The organism is Alcaligenes sp. CHO6 (assembly GCF_037120595.1).
Classification (GTDB): Bacteria; Pseudomonadota; Gammaproteobacteria; order Burkholderiales; family Burkholderiaceae_B; genus Alcaligenes; species Alcaligenes ammonioxydans.
In genome coordinates this window covers 1329-2514 of sequence record NZ_JBANCI010000009.1, presented here as the reverse complement: position 1 = coordinate 2514, position 1186 = coordinate 1329, and the positions used below count along the sequence as shown (strand labels likewise).

General features: G+C 52.5%; 1 rRNA gene (running past one end of the window). It reads left to right on the top strand.

Annotated features, from left to right (window positions below):
- Positions 1-1186 (top strand): 23S ribosomal RNA (locus V6936_RS17245) (its annotated part continues 1254 nt past the right edge of the window); the annotation flags it as partial.

The window sequence follows — 1186 nt, the reverse complement described above, 5'->3', positions numbered from 1 at the left end:
TCGTGGTGTGACTGCGTACCTTTTGTATAATGGGTCAGCGACTTACATTCAGTGGCAAGCTTAACCGAATAGGGGAGGCGTAGCGAAAGCGAGTCCGAATAGGGCGATTCAGTCGCTGGGTGTAGACCCGAAACCAGGCGATCTATCCATGGCCAGGTTGAAGGCACGGTAACACGTGCTGGAGGACCGAACCCACTAATGTTGAAAAATTAGGGGATGAGCTGTGGATCGGAGTGAAAGGCTAAACAAGCCTGGAGATAGCTGGTTCTCTCCGAAAACTATTTAGGTAGTGCCTCGTATATTACTGCCGGGGGTAGAGCACTGTTATGGCTAGGGGGTCACAGCGACTTACCAACCCATGGCAAACTCCGAATACCGGCAAGTACAGTACGGGAGACAGAGCACCGGGTGCTAACGTCCGGACTCAAGAGGGAAACAACCCAGACCGCCAGCTAAGGTCCCTAACTATGGCTAAGTGGGAAACGAAGTGGGAAGGCATAGACAGTCAGGAGGTTGGCTTAGAAGCAGCCATCCTTTAAAGAAAGCGTAATAGCTCACTGATCGAGTCGTCCTGCGCGGAAGATGTAACGGGGCTAAGCCATAGACCGAAGCTGCGGATGTGTACTTTTAGTACACATGGTAGGAGAGCGTTCCGTAAGCCTGTGAAGGTGTTCCGTGAGGAATGCTGGAGGTATCGGAAGTGAGAATGCTGACATGAGTAGCGATAAAGGGGGTGAAAAGCCCCCTCGCCGTAAGTCCAAGGTTTCCTGCGCAACGTTCATCGGCGCAGGGTGAGTCGGCCCCTAAGGCGAGGCAGAGATGCGTAGCTGATGGGAAGCGGGTTAATATTCCCGCACCGTCGTAGAGTGCGATGGGGGGACGGATTGCAGAATGTTATCGGGGTGTTGGATGTCCCCGTTGGCGCATCATAGAAGGCACTTAGGCAAATCCGGGTGCGTAATTCAAGGGTGTGACTGGATAGAGCTTCGGCTCTAAACTAACTGGAAGCAGTTCCAAGAAAAGCCTCTAAGCTTCAGCTCTACGAGACCGTACCGCAAACCGACACAGGTGGACGGGATGAATATTCCAAGGCGCTTGAGAGAACTCAGGAGAAGGAACTCGGCAAATTAATACCGTAACTTCGGGAGAAGGTATGCCTCATTAGTGTGATGTGCCTGCGCACAGA